The following is a 15,249-nucleotide window of genomic DNA, read 5'->3' as shown; positions in this document are numbered from 1 at the left end:
GGCGGGGTGGGTCCGGTTGAGGGGGCGTGAGCCGCATGGATGCGGCGACCGAGCTTACATGGACGTACTTGCAGCGCCCCCCTCAACCGGACCCACCCCGCCATCCCACAGGAAACCAGCTTTTGAAGTTGCTTCGGCCGTTGCTGTGGCTTCTGCGGGTTCCGGGCGCCGCCCGGACGACTACAATCCCCTTCATGCTGAAATTCTCGAATACCTCCCGCCGGGGGCGCCGGTGAGCGGCCGTGGTGGCAATGACGGCCAGGTCCGCATCATCGGTGGACGCTGGCGCAATACCCGCCTGCCGGTACCGACCCTGCCGGGCCTGCGGCCGAGCAGCGACCGCGTTCGCGAAACGCTGTTCAACTGGCTGATGCCCCGGCTGGGCGGGGCGCGGGTGCTCGACCTGTTCGCCGGCAGCGGCGCGCTGGGCCTGGAGGCCGTCTCGCGCGGCGCCGCCCACGCCACCCTGGTCGAGCGCGATGCCCAGCTCGGGCGCAACCTGTCCGCCGCCGTCGCCAAGCTGCAGGCGGTAGACCAGGTCACCGTGGTCCAGGCCGATGCCCTGCGCTGGCTGCAAAGCGCCCCGGCGCAGCAGGCCGACCTGGTGTTCATCGACCCGCCGTTCGCCGATGGCCTGTGGCAGGGCGTGCTGGCCCAGCTGCCGCGGCACCTGGCCGCCGATGCCTGGCTGTACCTGGAATCGCCGGCCGGCCACGTCCCGTCACTGCCGGCGGAATGGCTGCTGCACCGCGAGGGCGGCACCCGTGAGGTGCGCTTTGCCCTGTACCGCCGCGCCACTGCTACACTTTGACTTCATCTGAACATCTGCATCCGCCCATGACCGTGGCCAACCGCCGCATTGCCGTCTATCCCGGCACGTTCGATCCGATCACCAATGGTCATATCGACCTGGTGAGCCGGGCCGCGCCGTTGTTCGAAAAGGTCGTGGTCGGCGTGGCGCAGAGCCCGTCCAAGGGCCCGGCGCTGCCGCTGGAACAGCGCGTGCAGCTGGCCCGCGGCGCATTGGGCCACCACGGCAATGTCGAGGTCATCGGCTTCGATACGCTGCTGGCCCATTTCGTCCGTTCGGTCCAGGGTGGGGTGCTGCTGCGCGGCCTGCGCGCGGTGTCCGACTTCGAATACGAGTTCCAGATGGCCAGCATGAACCGCCATCTGATTCCCGAGGTCGAGACCCTATTCCTGACCCCGGCCGAGCAGCACAGCTTCATTTCGTCCTCGCTGGTCCGCGAGATCGCGCGCCTGGGCGGTGACGTGTCCGGTTTCGTGCCGGCCGCGGTGCTCGAAGCCCTGCGCAAGGTCCGCGAAGCGAAGTCGGCACAGTCGTAAGTCCCGCTGTACCCGCACCCCATTACGTACACCACCACGCACCATTCCGGGAGGAAACCCATGAACACCACCATGCGCGCGATGCTGATCGCTTCGTTGGCCCTGGCCTTCACCGCCTGCAAGAAGGAAGAGGCCGCTCCGGTCGACGAAGCCAAGCAGGCGCTGGTCGCGCCGGCCAAGGACGACGATGCAGGCTGGAAGAAGTACCTGCAGGAAGTGGCGATCCAGAACATGGGCAACATCACCAACAGCCCGTTCCTGTACTACCTCTCGCCGGAATCGGACCCGGACTTCCAGGCCAAGTACGAGCGCCAGACCGAGAGCGCGACCCAGGCCGTGGCCCGTGGCGTGCAGCCGGGCAACATGCTGGCCTTCGGTTCGTCGGCCTCGGGCAAGATGGCTGACATGATCCAGGCCGTGTTCAAGGACGTGGGGCCGGATTCGATGAAGGGCGTGCGCGTCGTCTTCATCGGCCAGTCGGCCGACAACGCCCGCGTGCAGGCTGCGATCCAGCCGACCGGTGCCGAGTACATTTTCGTCGAAGCCAAGTAAGACCGAGCCATGGCGGCCATGCTCCGGCATGGCCCGGGCGGCGTCCTGCAAGGGCGCCGCTGATGACCTGACCGGCCCGCGCGCCCGCGCTGGCCGGTCCTTGTCCCAAGGCGCGGGCGAGGAGTATCGCCATGTCGCTGAAAATCAACGAGCTCTGCGTCAACTGCGACGTATGCGAGCCGGCCTGCCCGAACCAGGCCATTGCGATGGGTGAAACCATCTACGTGATCGACCCTGCGCGCTGCACCGAATGCGTGGGTCATTTCGACGAGCCACAGTGCGTGGTCGTCTGCCCGGTCGAATGCATCGATCCGGACCCGGAGATCGTGGAAACGGAAGACCAGCTGCTGGCCAAGCTGCGCCAGCTGCAGCACGATCACCCCGAACTCTATGCGGAGCCCCCATCCGAATGAAGACGCTGATCGTCCGTCCGCTGTTGCTGCTCGGCCTGCTGCTGAGCCCGATCGCCTGGGCCGACAGCCCTGTCCGTGCCGAACGCCCCGACGGCGCCGCCATTGCCAGTGGCCATGCGCTGGCCACCCAGGCCGGCATCGACATCCTGGCGCAGGGCGGCAATGCCTTCGACGCGGCGGTGGCCGTATCGTCCACGCTGGCGGTGGTCGAACCGATCAGTTCCGGGCTGGGCGGCGGTGGCTTCTTCCTGCTGCACGACGCGGCCACCGGCAAGGATGTGATGCTGGACGCGCGCGAGACTGCACCGGCTGCGGCAACGCCCCAGGCGTTCCTCGACAAGCAGGGCAACCTCGACCGTGACCGCTCGGTCAACGGCGCCTGGTCGGCGGGCATTCCGGGCCTGCCTGCAGCGCTGGTCGAACTGTCGGCCAAGCATGGCAAGCTGCCGCTGTCGGCGTCGCTGCAGCCGGCCATCCGCATCGCGCGCGAAGGTTTCCCGGTGTACGAGCGCATGGCCAAGGGCTATGCCTCGCGCCGTGAAGTGATGGAGCGCTTCCCCGGCACCCGCGAGGTCTACCTGCGCAACGGCAAGCCGATCGCCACCGGCGATCTGTTCAAGCAGCCGGAACTGGCGCAGACGCTGGAACGCCTGGCCGCCGGTGGCTTCGACGGCTTCTACAGGGGCCAGACCGGCAGACTGCTGCTGGAAGGCGTGAAGCAGGCCGGAGGCAAGTGGACCGCCGAGGAACTGGCCGGATACCGGGTGAAGCAGCGCGAACCGATCGTCTTCAACTACAACGGCTGGAAGATCACCACGGCGCCGCCGCCGTCGTCCGGTGGCATCGCGCTGGCCAGCATGCTGCAGATCCTCGAAGGCTGGGACATCAAGAAGATGGACCCGGCCCACCGCACCCACCTGGTGGTGGAGTCGATGCGCCGCGCCTACCGCGACCGCACCTTCTTCCTGGGTGATCCGGACTTCGTGCAGATCCCGCAGAAGGTGCTGACCAGCAAGGATTACGCGCAGGGCCTGCGGGCCACCATCCATCCGGAGAAAGCCACGCCCAGCGACCTGCTGTCGGGCAATCCGACGCCGCTGGAAGATGACGAGACCACCCACTTCTCGATCATCGACCGCGACGGCAACCGCGTCGGTGCCACCCAGACCGTCAACCTGCTGTACGGCTCGGGGCTGATTCCGAAGGGCACCGGCGTGCTGCTGAACAACGAGATGGACGACTTCGCGCTGAAGCCGGGCACGCCCAACGCGTTCGGCGTGATGGGCTATGAAGCCAATGCGCCGAAGGCGGGCAAGCGCATGCTCAGCTCGATGACGCCCACCTTCATGGAGAACGCCGACAAGGTGGTGGTGCTGGGCACCCCGGGTGGCAGCCGCATCATCACCATGGTGCTGCTGGGCATCCTCGGCTACGACGCCGGTCTGGACGCACAGCAGGTGGCTGCGCTGCCGCGTTACCACCACCAGTGGCTGCCGGACCTGATCGAAGCCGAAGACGATGCGTTCGATGCCGGCACGGTGAAGCAGCTGCAGGCGATGGGCCACAGGATCGACCTGCCAGGCAACGTCGCTGCCGGTGGCCGCGGTTCCAGCCATGTGTGGGGCAACCTGCAGACCGTGGAATGGGACCGCAAGTCCAACACGCTGTTCGGCGGCAGCGACCCGCGCAACCCGGTGGGCAGCGCCCAGGTCGTGCCAGCGCGCTGATCCGGTTGTGCCGGCCGCTGGCCGGCAATCCGCTGGATCATCGAAACCCCGCCCGCAACGGCGGGGTTTTCCGTTTCCTTTCTAGCGATTATTTAACGAGCCGGCGCCGATAATCGACTCATGAAACTCTGGTCTATTCGTGGAAACTCGCAACGCCTCGATGGCGGTGCGATGTTCGGCAACGCGCCGCGCGCGTTATGGGAAAAATGGGCAGCGCCGGACGAGCTCAACCGCATCGAGCTGGCCTGCCGTGCGCTGCTTGCCAGCCCGCTGGAAGGCAAGACGGTGTTGTTCGAAACCGGTATCGGCGCGTTCTTCGATCCGCGTATGCGCGAGCGCTATGGCGTGCAGGAAAGCCAGCACGTGCTGATCGATTCGCTGCGCGAAGCCGGTTTCGAACACGAGGACATCGATGTGGTGGTGCTCAGCCACCTGCACTTCGATCATGCCGGTGGCCTGCTGGCGGCATGGAGCGAAGGGCGGGAGCCCGAGCTGCTGTTCCCCAACGCGACCTACGTGGTGGGCGCACAGCACTGGCAGCGCGCCGTGCAGCCGCATCCGCGGGATCGGGCCAGCTTCATTCCGGAGCTGCCGGGCCTGCTGCAGGCCAGTGGCCGCCTGGAAGTGGTGGACGGCGAGTACTCAAAGGCGTTGGGGCGCAGCGTGCGTTTCAGCTACAGCGATGGCCACACGCCAGGGCTGATGCTGGCCGAGATCGTCGGCCATGCACATGCCGGCGAGGGTGCGCATGGTGGCGTGGTGTTCTGCGCCGACCTGATTCCGGGCCGCTCATGGGTACACGTGCCGATCACCATGGGCTACGACCGCAACGCCGAGCTGCTGATCGACGAGAAGCGGCAGTTCCTCGAGGACAAGCTGGCGCGCAACGTGCATCTGTTCTTCACCCACGATCCGCAGGTGGCGTTGGCGCAGCTCGGTCGCGATGACAAGGGTCGTTTCGTCACCCTGCATGAGCAGGGTGAACTGAAGGCGCGCGCATTGGGGTAATGAAATGGCCGGGCAATGCCCGGCCCTTCACTGATGCAGTAGAACCACGCCATGCGTGGATGGCGTTCTATCCGGGCGCGACGATTACGACGCCTTCAGGCAGCTGCTCATGAAGGTCTTGCGTGCATCACCGGCCAGCTTCTTGGCGCCCGCATCGGCATTGCACTTGCGCATGCGCTCCTGCTGCGGGTTGACCGCCTTGGTTTCGGTGGCGTGGCCGCTGAGGCAGGCGCTCTGCGCGGTCTTGTAGGCGTCGCCCTTCAGCCCCTTGTTCTTGGCCGAGCAGTCGGCCATGCGCTGCTGCTGCGGGGTGGTGGCGTTGGCGGCCAGCGGCAGGCCGACCAGAAGAACGGCGGCCAGCAGGAAAGAGGCTTTCATCAGGGTGCTCCAGGCGGTGGCGGGTGCGCGGAGCATTCGCTTCCGGCCCGCAAGGCCACGTGAAGAATCGCCGCCCGGTCGCGCCTGCTTGCGTCGGCATTCAGATCGGCGTATTACTTAGCCATATGGGTAAGTATGATCCCGCCATTCAACGGATCTTCCATGCCCTGGCCGACCCCACCCGTTGCGCGATCGTGGCCGCGTTGGGGCAGGGGCCGTGCACGGTGTCGATGCTGGCCGAGCCGTTCCAGATGGCGTTGCCTTCGCTGATGAAGCACCTGGCCGTGCTGGAACGCAGCGGCGTCGTGCGCAGCCACAAGCAGGGGCGCATACGTACCTGCGAACTGGTGCCGGCGCGGCTGGGCCAGGCCGAGCAGTGGCTGGCCGAACAGCGCGTCCTGTGGGATGCGCGTGCCGACCGCATGGTCGATTTCGTCGAAACCCTTCACCGACAGGAGCAGGCTCATGGCCGAGGACGCAAGTAGCCATCCGGACACCGATCTGGTCATCAGCCGCTTGTTGAACGCACCGCGCGCGGCACTCTGGCGGGCCTGGACAGACCCCGAACTGCTGCGCCAGTGGTGGTGCCCGAAGCCGTGGACCACCGAGGTGCGTGCGTTCGACCTGAGCCCTGGCGGGGCCTTCCACACCTTCATGCAGGGCCCCGATGGCGGCAGCAGTGACAATCCGGGCAGCTTCCTGGAGGTGGTGCCGCAGCAGCGCCTGGTGTTCACCTCGATGCTGGGCGCGGGCTGGCGCCCGCAGTCGCCGTGGCTGGGCTTCACCGCCATCATCACGATGGAGGACGAGGGCCAGGGCTGCCGTTACACCGCGCGGGTGATGCATCCGGACAAGGCGCTGCGCGACCAGCATGAGCAGCTGGGCTTCTTCGACGGCTGGAACACCGCCATCGGCCAGCTGGAGGCCTTCGCGGCCGGGTTGTAATGCCGTGCCTGGGGTCAGATCCCCTTCGCAGCGAAAGGGTTCTGACCCCGGCTCGCCGGATCAACCGACGCGGGTACCGAAGATGCGGTCGCCGGCATCGCCCAGGCCCGGCAGGATGTAGCCCTTGTCGTTGAGCTGGGCATCGATGGCCGCGGTGTAGATCTCCACGTCCGGATGCACGGCCTTGACCGCGTCGATGCCTTCCGGCGCGGCGACCAGGAAGATGCCCTTGATGCGGCGGGCGCCGGCGCGCTTGAGCATGTCGATGGTGGCGATCAGGGTGCCGCCGGTGGCCAGCATCGGATCCAGGATCAGCGCATCGCGCTCTTCCAGGCGACCGGTCAGGCGCTCGAAGTAGGGCACCGGCTGCAGGGTTTCCTCATCACGCTGCAGGCCGACCACGCTGACGCGGGCGGCCGGGATCAGCGACAGCACGCCGCTGAGCATGCCCAGGCCGGCGCGCAGGATCGGCACCACGGTGATCTTGGCGCCGGCAATGCGCTGCACGGTGACCGGGCCGGCCCAGCCGGGCAGGGTGTGCGGCTCGGTGTCCAGGTCGGCGGTGGCCTCGTAGGCCAGCAGCGTGCCCAGCTCATTGGCCAGTTCACGGAAATCCTTGGTGCTGAGCGCGGCGTTGCGCATCAGGCCGATCTTGTGCTGCACCAGCGGGTGGCGCACTTCGACGATCTTCATGGTCGGGAAGGGGAAAAGGAGAGAGGACGCCATTTTGCCGGATCGGTGGGCCGAACCCAAACCCGCGCTTCGTCAAATGTGCAGATCCATGTCATGGCCATGCAACCTTGCGGACATACCGTGCAGACCCATTCTTAACAGGAATGGGGATTCCCAGTGCATATCAAGACTCCGTTGGCCGTTGCCATCACCCTGACCCTGGCGATGGGGGCCGCAGCACCGCTGCAGGCCGCCGGGCAGCAGGCGGTCGCCGCCACCGGCGCGGTGGCCGCCGACGCGGTCGACCTCGACCGCATCGAAGTGCGTGCGCAGCTCGAATCGCAGATCCGCGCGGTCGACCTCAAGCGCAGCAGCGATGCCATCGAGGACGCCGTGTCCTCTGATGCGCTGGGCCAGTACCCGGACAAGAACGTGGCCGAGTCGCTGCAGCGCCTGCCGGGCGTCAGCGTCACCCGTGACCAAGGCGAAGGCCGTTTCGTGGTCATCCGCGGCCTGGACGCCAACCTCAACAGCGTCAGTGTCGATGGCATCGCCATTGGCACGCCGGAGGATTCCAGCCGCGCCGCGCCGCTGGACGTCATCCCGTCCGATTCCACCGAGCGCCTGCGCGTGGTCAAGTCGCCAACCCCGGACATGCCGGGCGATGCCATTGGTGGCGCGGTGCTGGTGGAGTCGGCCTCGGCCTTCGACCGCGACGGTCGCAGCCTGCGCGCCAAGATCGAGGGCAGCCACCAGCAGCTGTCCGGCGAGACCAGCCCCAAGGCCGCTTTCAACTACAGCGAAGTGTTCAACGACACCTTCGGCGTGGCACTGGGCGTGAACTACCAGAAGCGCAAGTTCGAGTCGGACAACACCGAAGTGGAGTACGACGGCGAGGACGATGCCGCACCTGGCGACGTCACCGCGATCAACCTGCAGCACCGCAAGTACGAGATCGAGCGCAAGCGCATCGGTGCCAACCTCAACCTCGACTGGCGTCCCAACGAAGACAGCAAGTACTACCTGCGCACGCTGTACAGCCAGTTCGACGATGCCGAAACCCGCCAGCGGGTGATCTTCAACTTCGACGACGCGAAGATGGTCAAGACCGGCACCGACCAGTACCACCTGGATGGCATGCCGAAGGATTCGATCGACAAGCGCATGCGCTACCGCACCAAGAAGGAAAACACCTTTGCGGCAAGCCTGGGCGGCGAGAACAAGCTGACCAATGCCGTGGTCGATTACAAGGTGGGCTACACCCGCACCGAAGAGCGCGTGAACGACGAGATGGAGGCCCGCTTCAAGCTCAACGGCAAGGCCTTCAACGGCACCCTGGACCAGCGCAGCCGACTGCCCAGCTACAGTTTCGACAACCCGCAGTGGCTGGACAACGGCAACTACGCGTTCGACCGCTTCGTGCTCTCGCCCAAGCAGGTCAATGACAAGGAACACAGCGCGCAGGTCAACGTGCGCTTCGACGGCGACAGCGGCAGCATCAAGATCGGCCTGCTGGGCCGCTGGCGCGACCGCGATGTCAACGTTGATGAGAGCGAGCTGCGCGTCGGCCCGAAGGTGGCGCTGTCGAGCTGGACCACCTCCTCGCCGGAGCATCGCCACGGCAACATGGGTGACGGTATGGATTCGGCCGCGATGCGGGCGTTCTGGGCGGCCAATGGCAGCCAGTACAGTGCGCGGCCGCAGGACCTTGGCGGCAACGCAATGACCTCGCTGGAAGAAGACTACGTGGCCAGCGAGGACATCTTCGCCAGCTACGCGATGGGTACCTGGGACATCGGCGCACTGCGCATCATTGGCGGCGTGCGCGTGGAAAACACCCAGTTCAAGGCCACCGGCAACCAGGTGGACGTGGCGGCCAACGGCCGCAGCTTCACCGTCACCCCGCGCGTGGCCAACAGCAGCTACACCAACGTGCTGCCGGGCCTGCACCTGCGCTACGACGCCGCAGACGACTGGGTGCTGCGCGCCTCGACCAACAAGACCGTATCGCGCCCGTCGTTCGGTGACATTTCGCCGCGCGTGGGCTACAGCCGCGGTGACGAGGAAGTGCGGTTGGGCAATCCGGAGCTGGATCCTTACGAATCGAAGAACATCGATCTGTCGGTGGAGAAGTACATCGGCAGCTCCGGCATCGTGTCGCTGGGCCTGTTCCACAAGTCGATCGACGGTTACATCGTGGAAACCGTGCGCACCAATGACCCGGACTATGGCGGCTTCGACGTGACCCAGCCGATCAACGGCCGCAAGGCCACGGTGCGCGGTGCGGAATTCAACTGGCAGCAGCAGCTGGCGTTCCTGCCGGCCGGCCTGGACGGGCTGCTGGTCGGTGCCAGCGGCACCTGGCTCGACACTACGTTCGATGCTGGCATCAAGGATCGTGCGGGCGAAGACTTCACCCTGCCGCGCGCCTCCAAGCACGTCTACAGCGCGCACGTCGGCTATGAAAAGTATGGCCTGAGCACGCGACTGGCGGCGGTGTACCGCAGCGAGTACCTGGACAGCATCGGCAAGGGCCGTGCCTTCGACATCTATGTGGCGCCCAATACCCAGCTCGACTTCTCGCTGGACTACAAGTTCACCCCGCGCGTGAGCATGTATTTCGAAGCGCAGAACCTGCTGGACAAGCCGCTTGAGCTGTACCAGGGCACGCGCTCGCGCACCCTGCAGATGGAAGAGTATGGCCGCACCTACGCGCTGGGCCTGAAGGTGGCACTGTGATGGGGCGTGGCATCACCGTCCTAGCTGCCGCACTGGTGGCCAGCCTGGCGGCTGGCTGTACGCCGGCCACGGGCAATGATCCGGCGGCGCCCGCGACGGCAGCGAAGGCCACCGGCGAGCGTGCGGTGGCCACCATCGCCGAGGCGTTCCTGTCGCCGATGACGCCGGCCGACAACATCGATTCGCCGGCGGCCTGGCGTGCCCCTGACGGCACGCTGTGGCTGATCGCCACCGCCAAGGCCACCGACAAGCTGGTGGTCTACGACGGCAGCACCGGCCAGCATCTGCGTGACGTTGGCAGCAGCGGTACCGCGCTGGGGCAGTTCGACCGCCCAAACGGCATCGCGGTGACCGACGACCTGCTGTGGATCGTGGAGCGCGACAATCACCGCGTGCAGGTGCTGGGCCTGCCGGACTTCACCCCGCTGGCGACGTTCGCTGCGGACGACCTGCGCAAGCCGTACGGCCTGTGGGTCGACCGCCGGGCCGATGGCTACAGCGTCTACGTCACCGACTCCTGGGACAACGGCGAGGATGCGCAGGGGCGTGACATCCTGCCGCCGCTGGCTGAACTGGACAAGCGCGTGCGCCAGTACCACGTGACCCGCGACGGTGCCAAGGTCGAGGCGACGCTGGTGGCCAGCATCGGTGATACCACCGAGGCCGGTGCGCTGCGCGTTGTCGAATCGATCTGGGGCGACCCCGAAAACGATCGCCTGCTGATTGCCGAAGAGGACGAAAGCTACGCCAGCGAGTTCAAGGTCTACACCCTGGCCGGCCGCTTCACCGGCACCACCTTCGGCCGCGACGTGTTCAAGGCACAGGCCGAAGGCGTGACCCTGCGCACCTGTGGCAAGGACGGCTGGTGGATCACCACCGAGCAGGGCAAGCAGCGCAGCGTGTTCCACCTGTTCGATCGTCACACGCTGAAGCCGGTGGGCGCGTTCCAGGGCAACACCGTGGCCAACACCGATGGCATCTGGATGATGCAGCAGCCCAGTGCGCGGTTCCCGCACGGTGCGCTGTATGCGGTGCATGACGACCAGGGCGTGGTGGCGTTCGACTGGGAGAGCATCGCCAAGCAGCTCGCGCTGCCGCTGGAGTGTGGCGCATGAGCGGGCGTCACATGATGCATGGCCTGGCGCTGGGCCTGATGCTGGCGTTGCCGTCGCTGTCGTTCGCGGCGGCCGAGCCGAATACCCAGGTGCCGGCGGGCAGCCGCCACTACGCAGCGACGACGGTGCCGGACCGCATCGTCGCCTCGCCGTCGGCTGATCCCAGCCACGCTTTCGCCGTGGCCTGGCGTACCGATGGCAGCGTGCAGGCGCCACTGCTGGAGATCGCGCTGGCTGCAGATTCGCCGGCCATCGAGGGCATCCGTCAGGTGCGTGCGACGACGCGCGCACTGCAGACCGAAAACGGGCTGTCGCATCACCATCGTGCCGACATCGGCGGCCTGCAGCCGGATACCCAGTACGTCTACCGCGTGCAGGGCAATGGCAGCTGGAGCGCGTGGAACCAGCTGCGCACGCTGGCGGCCGCCGACCAGCCGCTGACCCTGCTGTACTTCGGTGACACCCAGAACAAGAACGTGAGCCATGTCAGCCGGGTCGTGCGTGCTGCGCAGAAGGCGGCACCGCAGGCGCGCATGAGCCTGTTTGCCGGCGATCTGGTCAGCGGCGGCGACAACATGGACGACAGCGAGTGGGGCGAATGGTTTGCGGCTACCGGCTGGCTGGCGCAGGAAACGCTGGTGGCGCCGGCAATCGGCAACCACGAGTACTTCGAGGAGTTCGAGGACACCCCGCAGGAGCGCCGCGTGCTGGGCAAGCACTGGCCGGTGACCTTCGCGTTGCCGGGCAACGGCGCCAGTGCAGCGCAGCAGACCAGCTACTGGTTCGATGCGCAGGGCGTGCGCGTGGCCGTGGTCGATGGCACCTCGGCACTCGACCTGGGTACGGCCAAGGCGCAGGCGCAGTGGCTGGACAAGGTGCTGACCGGCAATCCGCAGCCGTGGACCCTCGTGCTGCTGCACCAGCCGTTCTACTCGCCGCGCGAAGGCCGCGAGAACGCCGCGTTGCGTGACGTGCTGCTGCCGGTGGTACGCCGCCACAACGTCGATCTGGTGCTGCAGGGGCACGATCACACCTACGGCCGCCGGGGTGAAGGACACGCTGCGACGCCGCAGTACGTGGTGACTGTGGCTGGGCCGAAGCAGTACCGCCTTTCCGACGAAGCACGCAGGACGATGGATCCGGTGGCCGAGGACACCCAGTTGTTCCAGGTCCTGAACGTCGACCCGCAGCGCCTGCGCTATGAAGCGCGCACGGTGACCGGCCGTCTCTACGATGCCTTCGAACTGCAGCGTGACGCCAAGGGCAGCAAGACGCGAACGGAACTGACCGACGGCCGCATTACACCGCGCGACTGCCCCCGTTCGCAGACCGCCAAGGGTCGCGCCGACCGGTGCTGGGAATGAGCGCACGCCGATGACCACTCCCTCTCGCATCCTTCCCCTTGCTGCCATCGGTACTGCCCTGCTGTTGCTGGCCAGTGCGGTGACCGCCGCCGATGCCGTGCTGCACCCGTTCCTTGTGGCCCAGCCGAAGCAGGCGCCGCACGAAGTGAACCTGGCAGTGGAGATTCCGGCCGGCAGCTTCACCAAGTACGAGATCAAGGAAGACGGCCTGGTGCACGTGGACCGCTTCCAGTCGATGCCGGTCGCCTATCCTGCCAACTACGGTTCGATGCCGCGTACCCTGGCCGGTGACAACGATCCGCTCGATGCGCTGGTGCTGACCCGCGAGCCGCTGCATCCGGGTGTGATCGTGCGTTTCCGGCCGATCGGCTACCTGAAGATGATCGATGGCGGCGAGCACGACGAGAAGATCATCGGCGTGCCCACCGACAAGGTCGACCCGACCTACGCCAACATCCGCGACCTGGCCGATCTGCCGGAGATCGAACGGCAGCGCATCGAGGCCTTCTTCCGGGTCTACAAGGACCTGCCGGCCGGCCGCAACCCGGTGCAGCTCAATGGCTGGGGCAACGCTGCCGAAGCACGGGCATTGATCAGCGAGGCGATGCAGCGCTTCAACCGGTAGATCCACGCGATGCGTGGATGCCCCGCCCACGCATCACCTTCACCGTCGCTGGCTATCATGTGCGCCTTCCATATCGAAGGCGGTGCATGTGTCGGTAGCGTTGCTATGGTTCCGTCGTGACCTGCGGCTGCAGGACAATCCGGCCCTGCAGGCCGCGTTGGAGGCGGGCCACGAGGTGGTGCCGGTCTACATCCACGCGCCGCACGAGGAAGGTGAGTGGGTGCCGGGCGCGGCCTCCGACGCGTGGCGCCACCGTTCGCTGGCGGCGCTGGATGCCGACCTGCGTTCGCGCGGCTCGTCGCTGGTGCTGCGCCGCGGCGACAGCCTGGCGACGCTGCAGGCGCTGGTCGAACAGATCGGCGCCGAGGCGGTGTACTGGAACCGCAAGTACGAACCGGCTACCCAACCGCGCGACGCGGAGATCAAGCGCACGCTGCGCGAGCAGGGCATCGATGTGCAGAGCTGCAATGGCAGCCTGCTGTTCGAACCCTGGGACATCGCGACCCAGCAAGGCCAACCGTACAAGGTATTCACTCCGTACTGGCGCAACGTACTCAGCCATTGGCGCCTGCCGGCGCTGACGGCCGCACCGAAGGCACTGACAGCGCACGCGGTCGACAGCCTTGCGCTGGATGAGCTGCGGCTTTCGCCTGCGCTGGACTGGGATGCCGGTTTCTGGGAGCACTGGCAGCCGGGCGAGGCCGGCGCGGTGGAGGCGTTGTCCGTGTTCGAGGACGGTGCGTTGCGCGGCTATCGCGAACAGCGCGACCTGCCGGATCGCGTGGGAACGTCGCGGATATCGCCGCACCTGCACTTCGGCGAGATCGCGCCGTGGCGTATCGCCCATGCGCTGGAGGGCCTGCGCAGCGCCGGCACCGACGCCGATATCGACGGCTACCTGCGACAGCTGGGCTGGCGGGATTTCGCCTATCACCTGCTGCACCACTTTCCGAAGACCCCCACCGACAACCTCAACCCGCGTTTCGATCGCTTCCCGTGGGCCACGCCCAGCGCTGCGCAGCTGCATGACTGGCAGCGTGGCAACACCGGCGTGCCGATCGTCGACGCCGGCCTGCGCGAGCTGTGGCACACCGGCTACATGCACAACCGGGTGCGGATGATCGTGGCCAGTTACCTGTGCAAGCACCTGCGTGCGCACTGGTTGCATGGCGCGCGCTGGTTCTGGGACACCCTGGTCGACGCCGACCTGGCCAACAACACGATGGGCTGGCAGTGGGTGGCCGGGACCGGCGCCGACGCCGCGCCGTACTTCCGTGTGTTCAATCCGGTGACCCAGGCCGAGAAATTCGATCCGCAGGCGCGCTACATCACGCGCTGGGTGCCGGAACTGGCTGCGCTGCCGCTGAAGGCACGCTTCGCGCCGTGGCAGCATCCGCTGCTGCTGGAGGCGCATGCCCCTGGCTATCCGCGCACGCCTCTGGTGGACCTGGCGGCGGGTCGCGATGCCGCTCTGGCTGCTTACCGCCAGTCGGGAGCGGGGTAAAGGGCGGGCTGAGTGATCTGGTCAGATAGCTGAACGCGGCCCTGTCGGCGTGCTGCATCATCATTCCGGCATCGCATCGGGCTGTTTATTCTCTTTGCGCCCGCAAGCCGCCGGCCGACCGGAAACCAAGGAGAACCCCATGATCCGCAACACCACCCGCAACGTCGCACTGGCCCTGATGAGTGCGGCCGTCCTGTCGGCCTGCGCCACCGGCGGCTCCTATGTGCAGAGTGACCAGTACGGCAACCCGACCGAGCAGCAGAACCGCACCGGCCGCAACGCGCTGATCGGTACCGCCATCGGCGTGGCCGCCGGCCTGTTGACCGGCGACAGCGCCACCGAGCGCCGCCAGCACGCGCTGATCGGCGCCGGTATCGGCGCACTCAGTGGTGCCGCTGTCGGCCAGTACCAGGATCGCCAGGAACGTGCACTGCGCGAGCGCACCGCCAACACCGGCATCGATGTGCAGCGCCAGGGCGACAACATCATGCTGAACCTGCCGGACGGCATCACCTTCGACTTCGGCAAGGCGACCCTGAAGCCGCAGTTCTATGGTTCGCTCAATGGCGTGGCAGGCACTCTGCGTGACTACAACCAGACCATGATCGAAGTGGTCGGCCACACCGACAGCATCGGCAGTGACGCCGTCAACAACCGCCTGTCGAAGGAGCGTGCCGACTCGGTTGCGCAGTACCTGATCGGCCAGGGTGTGCAGAGCGTGCGCATTGAAACGCTGGGCGCCGGCAAGTCGTACCCGATTGCCGACAACAGCACCGATGCCGGTCGCGCCAAGAACCGCCGCGTCGAGATCCGCGTGATTCCGCTCAAGCAGTAACGCGTAGCGTTACGGTTCCGGCGTA

16 protein-coding genes are annotated in these 15,249 nt (G+C 66.7%); 14 read left to right on the top strand and 2 right to left on the bottom strand.

The window, feature by feature from the left end; all coding sequences use genetic code 11:
• The first annotated feature begins 232 nt into the window (after window positions 1-232).
• The 6 genes from rsmD (at window position 233) to N7590_RS19890 (ending at window position 5,047) form a co-directional block, all read left to right on the top strand.
• The gene (gene rsmD / locus N7590_RS19915; RefSeq protein WP_053511878.1) at window positions 233-811 is read left to right on the top strand and encodes a 16S rRNA (guanine(966)-N(2))-methyltransferase RsmD; all 579 of its coding nucleotides are present in this window, start codon (window positions 233-235) and stop codon (window positions 809-811) included.
• 26 nt (window positions 812-837) lie between these two features.
• Window positions 838-1,347, top strand: coding sequence for a pantetheine-phosphate adenylyltransferase (coaD, locus tag N7590_RS19910; protein WP_006433094.1), 510 nt, complete (start codon window positions 838-840; stop codon window positions 1,345-1,347).
• 60 nt (window positions 1,348-1,407) lie between these two features.
• Window positions 1,408-1,899, top strand: a complete 492-nt coding sequence (locus tag N7590_RS19905) for a hypothetical protein (RefSeq protein ID WP_008267340.1) — start codon at window positions 1,408-1,410, stop codon at window positions 1,897-1,899.
• Between the two features lie 131 nt (window positions 1,900-2,030).
• Window positions 2,031-2,312 (top strand): YfhL family 4Fe-4S dicluster ferredoxin, encoded by a 282-nt coding sequence (locus N7590_RS19900; protein WP_004153175.1) that lies wholly within the window; start codon window positions 2,031-2,033, stop codon window positions 2,310-2,312.
• Entirely contained in the window at window positions 2,309-4,039 is a 1,731-nt protein-coding gene (gene ggt / locus N7590_RS19895) for a gamma-glutamyltransferase (RefSeq protein ID WP_164087536.1), read from the top strand. Before N7590_RS19900 ends, ggt begins: the two co-directional genes overlap by 4 nt.
• 120 nt (window positions 4,040-4,159) lie before the next feature.
• Complete coding sequence (locus tag N7590_RS19890) at window positions 4,160-5,047, top strand: MBL fold metallo-hydrolase (RefSeq protein ID WP_053449400.1); 888 nt, start codon at window positions 4,160-4,162, stop codon at window positions 5,045-5,047.
• Window positions 5,048-5,131: 84 nt separating this feature from the next.
• Here the strand turns inward: N7590_RS19890 and N7590_RS19885 are convergent, their stop codons facing one another.
• The gene (locus tag N7590_RS19885; protein ID WP_053511883.1) at window positions 5,132-5,425 is read right to left on the bottom strand and encodes a PsiF family protein; all 294 of its coding nucleotides are present in this window, start codon (window positions 5,423-5,425) and stop codon (window positions 5,132-5,134) included.
• 59 nt (window positions 5,426-5,484) lie between these two features.
• On the opposite strand from N7590_RS19885, the gene N7590_RS19880 reads away from it, so the two are divergent.
• The gene (locus tag N7590_RS19880; RefSeq protein ID WP_230078992.1) at window positions 5,485-5,910 is read left to right on the top strand and encodes a metalloregulator ArsR/SmtB family transcription factor; all 426 of its coding nucleotides are present in this window, start codon (window positions 5,485-5,487) and stop codon (window positions 5,908-5,910) included.
• Window positions 5,891-6,370, top strand: a complete 480-nt coding sequence (locus N7590_RS19875) for an SRPBCC family protein (protein ID WP_164241839.1) — start codon at window positions 5,891-5,893, stop codon at window positions 6,368-6,370. The genes N7590_RS19880 and N7590_RS19875 overlap by 20 nt, the downstream gene beginning before the upstream one ends.
• A gap of 60 nt (window positions 6,371-6,430) precedes the next feature.
• Here the strand turns inward: N7590_RS19875 and upp are convergent, their stop codons facing one another.
• Window positions 6,431-7,063 carry a uracil phosphoribosyltransferase gene (upp, locus tag N7590_RS19870; RefSeq protein ID WP_049457648.1) on the bottom strand — a complete coding sequence of 211 codons (633 nt, stop codon included), beginning with the start codon at window positions 7,061-7,063 and terminating at the stop codon, window positions 6,431-6,433.
• Window positions 7,064-7,219: 156 nt separating this feature from the next.
• Between upp and N7590_RS19865 the strand changes: the two genes are divergently transcribed.
• From N7590_RS19865 to N7590_RS19840, 6 genes are all read left to right on the top strand, one after another.
• A complete protein-coding gene (locus tag N7590_RS19865; RefSeq protein ID WP_164241840.1) occupies window positions 7,220-9,781 on the top strand; it encodes a TonB-dependent receptor in 2,562 nt (853 codons plus the stop codon).
• Window positions 9,781-10,896 (top strand): phytase, encoded by a 1,116-nt coding sequence (locus N7590_RS19860; RefSeq protein WP_164241841.1) that lies wholly within the window; start codon window positions 9,781-9,783, stop codon window positions 10,894-10,896. Before N7590_RS19865 ends, N7590_RS19860 begins: the two co-directional genes overlap by 1 nt.
• On the top strand, window positions 10,893-12,260 hold the full coding sequence (locus N7590_RS19855; protein WP_164241842.1) for a metallophosphoesterase family protein: 1,368 nt from the start codon (window positions 10,893-10,895) through the stop codon (window positions 12,258-12,260). The genes N7590_RS19860 and N7590_RS19855 overlap by 4 nt, the downstream gene beginning before the upstream one ends.
• A gap of 10 nt (window positions 12,261-12,270) precedes the next feature.
• Window positions 12,271-12,885, top strand: a complete 615-nt coding sequence (locus tag N7590_RS19850) for an inorganic diphosphatase (RefSeq protein ID WP_164241843.1) — start codon at window positions 12,271-12,273, stop codon at window positions 12,883-12,885.
• Between the two features lie 88 nt (window positions 12,886-12,973).
• Window positions 12,974-14,389, top strand: a complete 1,416-nt coding sequence (locus N7590_RS19845; protein ID WP_279935818.1) for a deoxyribodipyrimidine photo-lyase — start codon at window positions 12,974-12,976, stop codon at window positions 14,387-14,389.
• 139 nt (window positions 14,390-14,528) lie between these two features.
• Window positions 14,529-15,224, top strand: coding sequence for an OmpA family lipoprotein (locus N7590_RS19840; protein ID WP_008267948.1), 696 nt, complete (start codon window positions 14,529-14,531; stop codon window positions 15,222-15,224).
• Window positions 15,225-15,249 lie beyond the last annotated feature (25 nt).

It is taken from the genome of Stenotrophomonas sp. GD04024, assembly GCF_029837545.1.
Classification (GTDB): Bacteria; Pseudomonadota; Gammaproteobacteria; order Xanthomonadales; family Xanthomonadaceae; genus Stenotrophomonas; species Stenotrophomonas forensis.
The sequence above is the reverse complement of the archived record's forward strand: the minus strand, read 5'-3'. Positions and strand labels throughout refer to the sequence as shown.

Excerpts from the sequence above, each read along its gene's own strand:
- N7590_RS19900 (WP_004153175.1), top strand. The coding sequence starts at position 2,031 with ATGTCGCTGAAAATCAACGAGCTCTGCGTCAACTGCGACGTATGCGAG.
- N7590_RS19850 (WP_164241843.1), top strand. The coding sequence starts at position 12,271 with ATGACCACTCCCTCTCGCATCCTTCCCCTTGCTGCCATCGGTACTGCC.
- N7590_RS19905 (WP_008267340.1), top strand. The coding sequence starts at position 1,408 with ATGAACACCACCATGCGCGCGATGCTGATCGCTTCGTTGGCCCTGGCC.
- N7590_RS19885 (WP_053511883.1), bottom strand. The coding sequence starts at position 5,425 with ATGAAAGCCTCTTTCCTGCTGGCCGCCGTTCTTCTGGTCGGCCTGCCG.
- upp (WP_049457648.1), bottom strand. The coding sequence starts at position 7,063 with ATGAAGATCGTCGAAGTGCGCCACCCGCTGGTGCAGCACAAGATCGGC.
- coaD (WP_006433094.1), top strand. The coding sequence starts at position 838 with ATGACCGTGGCCAACCGCCGCATTGCCGTCTATCCCGGCACGTTCGAT.
- ggt (WP_164087536.1), top strand. The coding sequence starts at position 2,309 with ATGAAGACGCTGATCGTCCGTCCGCTGTTGCTGCTCGGCCTGCTGCTG.
- N7590_RS19875 (WP_164241839.1), top strand. The coding sequence starts at position 5,891 with ATGGCCGAGGACGCAAGTAGCCATCCGGACACCGATCTGGTCATCAGC.
- N7590_RS19860 (WP_164241841.1), top strand. The coding sequence starts at position 9,781 with ATGGGGCGTGGCATCACCGTCCTAGCTGCCGCACTGGTGGCCAGCCTG.
- N7590_RS19855 (WP_164241842.1), top strand. The coding sequence starts at position 10,893 with ATGAGCGGGCGTCACATGATGCATGGCCTGGCGCTGGGCCTGATGCTG.
- N7590_RS19890 (WP_053449400.1), top strand. The coding sequence starts at position 4,160 with ATGAAACTCTGGTCTATTCGTGGAAACTCGCAACGCCTCGATGGCGGT.
- N7590_RS19840 (WP_008267948.1), top strand. The coding sequence starts at position 14,529 with ATGATCCGCAACACCACCCGCAACGTCGCACTGGCCCTGATGAGTGCG.